The organism is Myroides sp. LoEW2-1, assembly GCF_009767705.1.
Lineage (GTDB): Bacteria > Bacteroidota > Bacteroidia > Flavobacteriales > Flavobacteriaceae > Flavobacterium > Flavobacterium album_A.
Window position 1 is genome coordinate 1 of record NZ_WSPP01000289.1, and the last position, 6,965, is coordinate 6,965.

9 protein-coding genes and 1 pseudogene are annotated in these 6,965 nt (G+C 33.3%); 6 read left to right on the forward strand and 4 right to left on the reverse strand.

The window, feature by feature from the left end; all coding sequences use genetic code 11:
- Positions 1 to 154: 154 nt before the first annotated feature.
- On the reverse strand, positions 155 to 643 hold the full coding sequence (locus GOQ24_RS14575) for a GNAT family N-acetyltransferase (protein ID WP_155093460.1): 489 nt from the start codon (positions 641 to 643) through the stop codon (positions 155 to 157).
- 2 nt (positions 644 to 645) lie between these two features.
- Positions 646 to 1,020, reverse strand: a complete 375-nt coding sequence (locus GOQ24_RS14580; RefSeq protein ID WP_155093461.1) for a hypothetical protein — start codon at positions 1,018 to 1,020, stop codon at positions 646 to 648.
- An 81-nt stretch (positions 1,021 to 1,101) separates the two neighbouring features.
- Between GOQ24_RS14580 and GOQ24_RS14585 the strand changes: the two genes are divergently transcribed.
- The 6 genes from GOQ24_RS14585 to pdxY all read left to right on the forward strand — a co-directional run bounded on the left by GOQ24_RS14585 (position 1,102) and on the right by pdxY (position 6,493).
- Positions 1,102 to 1,674 carry a Crp/Fnr family transcriptional regulator gene (locus GOQ24_RS14585; RefSeq protein ID WP_155093462.1) on the forward strand — a complete coding sequence of 191 codons (573 nt, stop codon included), beginning with the start codon at positions 1,102 to 1,104 and terminating at the stop codon, positions 1,672 to 1,674.
- A 91-nt stretch (positions 1,675 to 1,765) separates the two neighbouring features.
- Positions 1,766 to 2,833 (forward strand): SDR family oxidoreductase, encoded by a 1,068-nt coding sequence (locus GOQ24_RS14590; RefSeq protein WP_160340023.1) that lies wholly within the window; start codon positions 1,766 to 1,768, stop codon positions 2,831 to 2,833.
- Between the two features lie 93 nt (positions 2,834 to 2,926).
- Positions 2,927 to 3,679 carry a hypothetical protein gene (locus tag GOQ24_RS14595; protein ID WP_155093470.1) on the forward strand — a complete coding sequence of 251 codons (753 nt, stop codon included), beginning with the start codon at positions 2,927 to 2,929 and terminating at the stop codon, positions 3,677 to 3,679.
- Between the two features lie 85 nt (positions 3,680 to 3,764).
- The gene (locus GOQ24_RS14600) at positions 3,765 to 4,445 is read left to right on the forward strand and encodes a hypothetical protein (RefSeq protein WP_155093471.1); all 681 of its coding nucleotides are present in this window, start codon (positions 3,765 to 3,767) and stop codon (positions 4,443 to 4,445) included.
- A gap of 2 nt (positions 4,446 to 4,447) precedes the next feature.
- Positions 4,448 to 5,203 carry a hypothetical protein gene (locus GOQ24_RS14605; protein ID WP_155093472.1) on the forward strand — a complete coding sequence of 252 codons (756 nt, stop codon included), beginning with the start codon at positions 4,448 to 4,450 and terminating at the stop codon, positions 5,201 to 5,203.
- Between the two features lie 432 nt (positions 5,204 to 5,635).
- Complete coding sequence (gene pdxY / locus GOQ24_RS14615; protein WP_160340024.1) at positions 5,636 to 6,493, forward strand: pyridoxal kinase; 858 nt, start codon at positions 5,636 to 5,638, stop codon at positions 6,491 to 6,493.
- A 64-nt stretch (positions 6,494 to 6,557) separates the two neighbouring features.
- Here pdxY and GOQ24_RS14620 read toward each other — a convergent pair whose 3' ends face one another.
- Both GOQ24_RS14620 and GOQ24_RS16850 read right to left on the reverse strand, forming a co-directional pair.
- Positions 6,558 to 6,833, reverse strand: a complete 276-nt coding sequence (locus GOQ24_RS14620) for a hypothetical protein (RefSeq protein WP_243731284.1) — start codon at positions 6,831 to 6,833, stop codon at positions 6,558 to 6,560.
- Positions 6,834 to 6,885: 52 nt separating this feature from the next.
- Positions 6,886 to 6,965, reverse strand: a pseudogene (locus GOQ24_RS16850) (transposase); the annotation flags it as partial.

Sequence of the window (6,965 nt, forward strand, 5' to 3'; positions counted from 1 at the left end):
ACCTTGAAGATAATTATTTTTGAGGACAAACAATGAAAAAACCCCGCCTTTTTTAGACGGGGTTTTGTTTTTTAGGCTTTTTAGACAGCCTCTTTTTTGTTTGTACTTGAAATATGGAAGTTGATTCTGAGCGTAATAAACTTTTTAGTGATTACTATATTGTCTTCTCATAACAATTAAATACCCCTTTTCTAAACTGAACTGTACCTACTAATTGATATCCTTTTTTAGTGTAAACCGCATTAGCAGTAGTATTTAGTGTATATGCATCAAAGCGAATAGATGCATAGTTGTTGTCTTTGGCGTATTGTTCTGCGAATAAAATCATCTTAGTGGATATTCCTTTACCTTGTGCCTTAGGACTGACAAATAATCGGTGGATAACAATAAATGGAACAGGGCTGGTCCAATGTAAGTCGTTATATTCTACATCATATTCTTCGTTTAAGACCATATAGGCTAAGATCTGTTCGTTTTCTGTATAGATATAAGCTTGCTTCTTTTGAATGTCATTAGAGATAATATCTTTATTAGGATAGGATTCATCCCATTGATCAATACCTTGGCTGAGCATAGATTGTTTTACTTCTTCTAATACTTGTAAAGTCTGGGGTAAGTCGGTACTATCAATTGGTTTTATCATCGCTATTTTGTTTGTAGTAAAATGTCTTTTATCTCCTTGTCGTAATAATTAGGAGTACTTATTAGAAATGCACTAGGTAAGTCAACATCATACAAATTATCAAAAACGAAGGAAAAGTCTATATAAGGAGGTGTGACTAAAGTGACCACTTCATAGCTGATAACAGTATAATCCTCATTGATATTGGTTGTGCCTTCTAAGATTGTAATTCCTCTATCATTAAAAGCATTTGTAATCGTCAAAACAATATCATCCCATAGTTCTTCTAAGTAGTCAAAACTATTGTGTATATCCACGATAGCATAGTCAAACTGTATAGATAGTGCTACTTTTTGCGGATAAGGAATAAGTAAGTTTTGTTGAGTTATAATTGGCATAAGGTTACAATGAAGACCTAAAGGTAAACATTTCGCTTTTTATTTGCTTATTTTTGTAGATAGGATATTTTATAACTTATTATGTTTGACATACTCATTCAACACATTCAAGAGAAAGTACAGTTAACTGCAGATGAGGCAGTGCGATTACAAGACTATTTTACTTCTAAAAAATTGCGCAAAAGACAGTATTTGCTACAAGAAGGAGAGGTGTGCAAGTATATGACTTTTGTAGTGCAAGGAGTACTGAAGTCTTATGTGATAGATGAAAGAGGAATAGAAAACATCAACTTTATTGGTTGGGAAGGCTGGTGGATGGCGGATTCCTATAGTTTCTTTACAGGTGAAAAAGGTGTACTAAATATTGATGCGATCGAAGATGTAGAGCTTTTGTTAATTTCAAAAGAGCAATATGATCAGTTAATGATAGATATGCCAGTAATGAGTAACTACTTCAGAATACTGTATGAACGTAGCTTAGCTAATAAAGATAGGCGTATATTGAGTAATATAGCCTATAATGCAGAGGAAAAATATGCTCAGATTATTACTTGTTATCCAGATTTAGTCAATCGTATTCCTCAACACCTCTTAGCCTCATATCTTGGACTGACTCCAGAAACGGTTAGCCGCATAAAGAAAAAAATGAAGTAAACTACTTGATTTAGATCAATAGAAAGCCTTGTTTTAGGTCAATGCACAGCTGTTTTACTTGCTTTAGCTTTGTTATTCAAAGAAATAAAATATGAAGAACATAGCATTAGTAGTTGGCGTTAGTGGTATCGCTGGTAGTAACTTGGCAAAGGAGCTTATCGCTCAAAATTGGACAGTATATGGATTGGCGCGAAATCCAAAAGGCGTAGTAGATGGAGTCATTCCCATTGCTGCGGATTTATTAGATAAAGAAGGTTTAGCTATAGCTTTACAAGATATAGTCCCTACTCATGTTTACTTTACCACATGGATGCGTAAGGATACAGAGGCTGAGAATATCATGGTCAATGCTACTTTAGTTAGGAACTTATTAGAGTTGTTATCTCCTAAACAGAGCGTAAAGCACGTAGCCTTAGTGACTGGATTAAAACATTATTTAGGCCCTTTTGAATCTTATGTGAAGTCTGGTATATTGCCCATTACCCCTGTTAGAGAAGAACACCCTCGTTTAGATTTAGAGAATTTCTATTACGCTCAAGAAGATGAAGTGTATAAAGCATCTGAGCGAGATAGTTTTACTTGGAGTGTGCATAGACCTCATACACTAATAGGTCATGCAGTAGGTAATCTGATGAATATGGGGATTACACTTGCTGTGTATGCGAGTATATGTAAGGAAGAAGGGCTTCCTATGGTGTGGCCAGGATCAGAAGCACAGTGGAATGGGGTATCAGATGTAACAGATGTAAGTGTATTAGCAAAACAGTTGGTATGGGCATCCACTACTGATATAGCTAAGAATCAAGCCTTCAATGTTACCAATGGAGATGTGTTTAGATGGAAGTGGTTATGGGAAGAGATCGCTAATTATTTTGACATACCTTTTGAAGGGTATAAGGATACGATCAGACCATTAGAAGCAACTTTGTTACAGAAGAGTGAGGTATGGCAGACTATTATAGCGAAGCATAAACTGCAAGCTTTGGATTTAGATACCTTAGTTTCTCCTTGGCATACGGATGCTGATTTAGGTCGTCCAATAGAAGTAATTACTGATATGTCTAAGAGTAGAAAGTTAGGTTTTACTGCTTTTAAACCGACAAAAGACTCTTTCATAGCATTATTTGAACAGTTAAAAGCAGAACGCCTTATACCATAAGATAGAATCAAGCAGACTACAGTCTGTTTTTTTTATCTACAATGTTTGATTTTTTAAATATTATGTTAATTTATCAGTTAAATTTATTTTGTTATGATAAGAGGTGTTTTTTTGTTTTTTTTTATGTTAATGAATTCACTGATGTTTGCTCAGATAGGTGTAGAAGTAGAGGTTCCTACAGAGATGGTGGATGTAAATGGTACGATGCGTATTAGAAATACAGATTATTTGAATGATGAAAGTTTAAAGCCTTTGTTTATAAATAATGAAGGGGTTTTAGGGATAAAAGTATTTAAAGAAGTACAATCTCAAGTTTTTTCAGCGCAAGGATTGAATAATGCTCCCCCATTAGGAGGAAGTGTTGAGTTTAATTCTAGAAAAAGAATTCATGTTCCTATAAATGTAAATGATGTTATTGTAAATAATCTTGGGCTAAGTCATGTCGGTGATGCGTTAAAAATAAATACTCCTGGGTTTTATAATTATAAAACATCAGTAAATATACGTAGCAAAGTTAATACAGAGAAGGATGGAGTATGGGTATTTACTGGTTTAGAAACAAGTAGTGATAATGGACAAAATTGGGAAACAAGGTCTCTTAGTTTACATAAAATCAAGAAAATAAATCAGTCATCTACTGGTTCTTCATATAATGGAGAGATTAGAAATTTGGTGATACCTTCTATTGTTTATGAACATAAAAAAGGTGATTTAGTTCGAATATTTATTGTTAGATCTGCTAGTGGTAGTGGTAGTGGTTTGCCACAAGGTGATGAAGTGACTGCTTTTGAGCTTTTTAATGATAATGGGTTAAAAACTTATAATTTGATAATTAGTAAAATGTAACAAAATTAAAATATTAAGAAGCATGAGGTATATAGGCGTTTTATTAACTTTCTTTTTTTCAATACCCATAATCTACTCACAAAAAATGGGAGTAGGTTTAGATGTACCAACAGAAATGTTAGATGTACAGGGGAAAATTAGATTGAGAGATGTTAAAGAGAGCAAAGCAGAAGGATTACGATCGTTGTATATTAGACAAGATGGTTTAATAGGAAAAAAAGAAGATGCAGTATTAATGACACAAGTTTATACTAATGTAGCTAGACAATCATTGCCAGTGAATACTTTAGGTAGTGAATATAATTCTGGAAAGGATATTATTATTCCTATTGATTTTGCTAAGACAGAGAATAATAATCTGGGGATAACACAACCTGAAAATACGTATAATTTAAGGATTGCTACTGAAGGATATTATGAGTATAATGCATTTCTTAATTTATATATGCAACCAATATCGTCAACAACGAATCCTTTTTTTGATATTATTGCAAAAATAGAAGTAAGTCAAGATAATGGAACAAGCTGGAATGTTGTTTCTGGTATACATTTTTCAAAAATGCTTGTTGCAGGTGTTTTTAGAAATGCAGTTATTCTTTTGCCTAGTGGCATTGTAAAACATAACGCAGGTGATCTTGTACGTATGAAATTAGCAAGAGTAAAAGATAATAATGGAAATTTAACAGGATTTTCAACAATGGAGTCATTTACTTTAGGGGCTACAAATAAGATTAGCCCATATACTATTATAATATTAAAACTATAGCTATGAAAGATAAAATATTAATAGTTTACTTGTTTTTTTTTAGTTTAGTTGGTTATACGCAAAATCTTGGAATAGGTACTGAGTTGCCACTAGAAAAACTCGATGTAAATGGTAAAGTAAAAATGAGGGAGATTAGTGAATTTGATAATGTTGGTGAGCGTAAATTATATATTGATGATAAGGGAACAGTTTTTACAAAAACGGAAGAAGCAATTGAAACAGAGGTTTTTATAGTAAGGAAATCAGAAGCATTCTATATCCCAAATGGGATAGCTGATTATAATACTTTAAAAACTGTAGTTCTTCCAATAAATATTAAGGATGCAACAGTTAATAACCTTGGTATTGAGCAGGGGAATCTTCCGAATACATTTAGGATTAAATACGATGGATATTATCTGTTTTCAGGATTTGTAAGTATGTTTCTGGCTAGTGATGATAATAAAACTGGAGTTTATTTCGGAATGAGAATTGTGAGTAGTAGTGATAATGGTAATACTTGGAATTTTGTTTCTGGAGGGGATCACAGTGCTGTTTTACCACATATTGATGGGTCATCAGTTCTTATTAATTTTCCATCAGTTGTTTATAGTTGTAAAGCGGGCGATTTGATAAGCATACATTTGAATAGGACACAAAATACAGAGAATAAACCATTTGGAGCTGATCTAAAAGGAACTTCCAGAAACTCTAAGGATATTGAAATTACAAATTGGGATTCATCTATACCATATACATTATTTATTACCAAGAAATAGTTTTACTGCTTTTAAACCGACAAAAGACTCTTTCATAGCATTATTTGAACAGTTAAAAGCAGAACGCCTTATACCATAAGATAGAATCAAGCAGACTATAGTCTGCTTTTTTTATTGGTATTATTTTAACCCAGAATAAGCGTTAGCCAAGTATTACAAAGCAATTCTACTTCATATCTCTTTCATTAGCTCTACAACCATACTATAGTATACTTGTATCACTAATTCAGAGTTGTTTTGTATAATTACTTTTCGTTTATCTATCTATCACTTATTCTGGGTTTAATTAATTTTCTTTAAACTGGACTATGTCGCTTGCTGATTATAGTTGTATTTTTGCAAGAAATAATTTAAGAAGTACAGTTGTATATTCTCCTTGTCTTATAGAAGTAAATAAGCAAGAGTATAGAATTGTTTTCTCATTTCATTATCATGACAAATAATACAATAGAACCTCATATTATATCCATACAGAGTACTGTATCTACAGGGTATGTGGGGAATAACTCAGCCAGTTTTGCTATACAGCTTCACGGAATTAATTGCGTAGCGATGCCTACCATTCTTTTATCAAGTCACACAGACAAGCCTGTTTATTATGGAGAAGCAGTGCCAAAAGAATTATTCGATAAACTGGCACGTGGAGTATTAGAAATTAACACTGCACAGCTTACACAGTATGTTGTAAGTGGATACTTAAAGAGCAAAGAGATAATAGATGCTACGGCAAAGTTCATAAAGCAGCTAAAAGCACAGCATAGTATTACTTATATCTATGATCCTGTATTTGGTGATACACGTACAGATGGGCTGTATATCCCCAAAGAACAGGCAGATTATTCAAAAGAACGATTATTATCGCTAAGTGATATCTTGACACCTAATCACTTTGAATTAGAATACCTTTTAGGAAAGCGTATAACGAATGAGCAAGAACTGATAACAGCTGTACAGGCGGATGAGGTATTATCTTCTAAAATCATTGTTTTGACTACAGCCGAAATGAAAGAGAATGTAAATCACCAAGTAGAAGTCATCTTGATTAATCAAGGTAAGTTGACTCATTTTTATGCTGATAATATACCTGTAGAAGTAGTGGGAACAGGCGATTTGTTTACGGGAACACTCTCTGCACAGCTAACGAAGGGGCGTACGATAGAAGAAGCTATACAGACAAGCATGAACTTCTTATCAGAAGTATTGCGATATGTTCACCTTCATGGATTGAAAGAGATGAATGCGATGGCTATCTTACAAGCACAAGATGTTCTTGCAGTAAAGTATAAATAAAACAGAAAGGCAGTAAGATAAGTTTTCGTACTGCCTTTTTTATTGAACTCTGAATATTCAGCATTTATGTATGGGATAGTGAAGCTACCATAGTCTTCTGATCAGAGAATAAGTCTATTAGCTCTTTTGTCACCATGAGTGTAATATCGTCATCTTCTTTATATAGACTATAAGTAGCTTGTTCTGCCTCAGGGCTAAATGCAAAATTGATAGTCTGCGTCTCTGCTGTACAGCATGCATCTATTATTGCATCGAGTTGTTTGACATGGTGATCTCTTTGATAAATAGAATAGATTGTCAGTTCACTTTCTTCTTGTTCATAGATGATGATGGTATCCAATGCTTTGCTGTAATAAATAGCGTTTTTAAAGGATCAATCTCAAAAGTTGTGTTTAGGCATAAAGCTTAGTCAATCTGTATAAAAAGAAATCAATATCTCTTACACCTCTAAACTGAGCTCTGAATGCTTTAA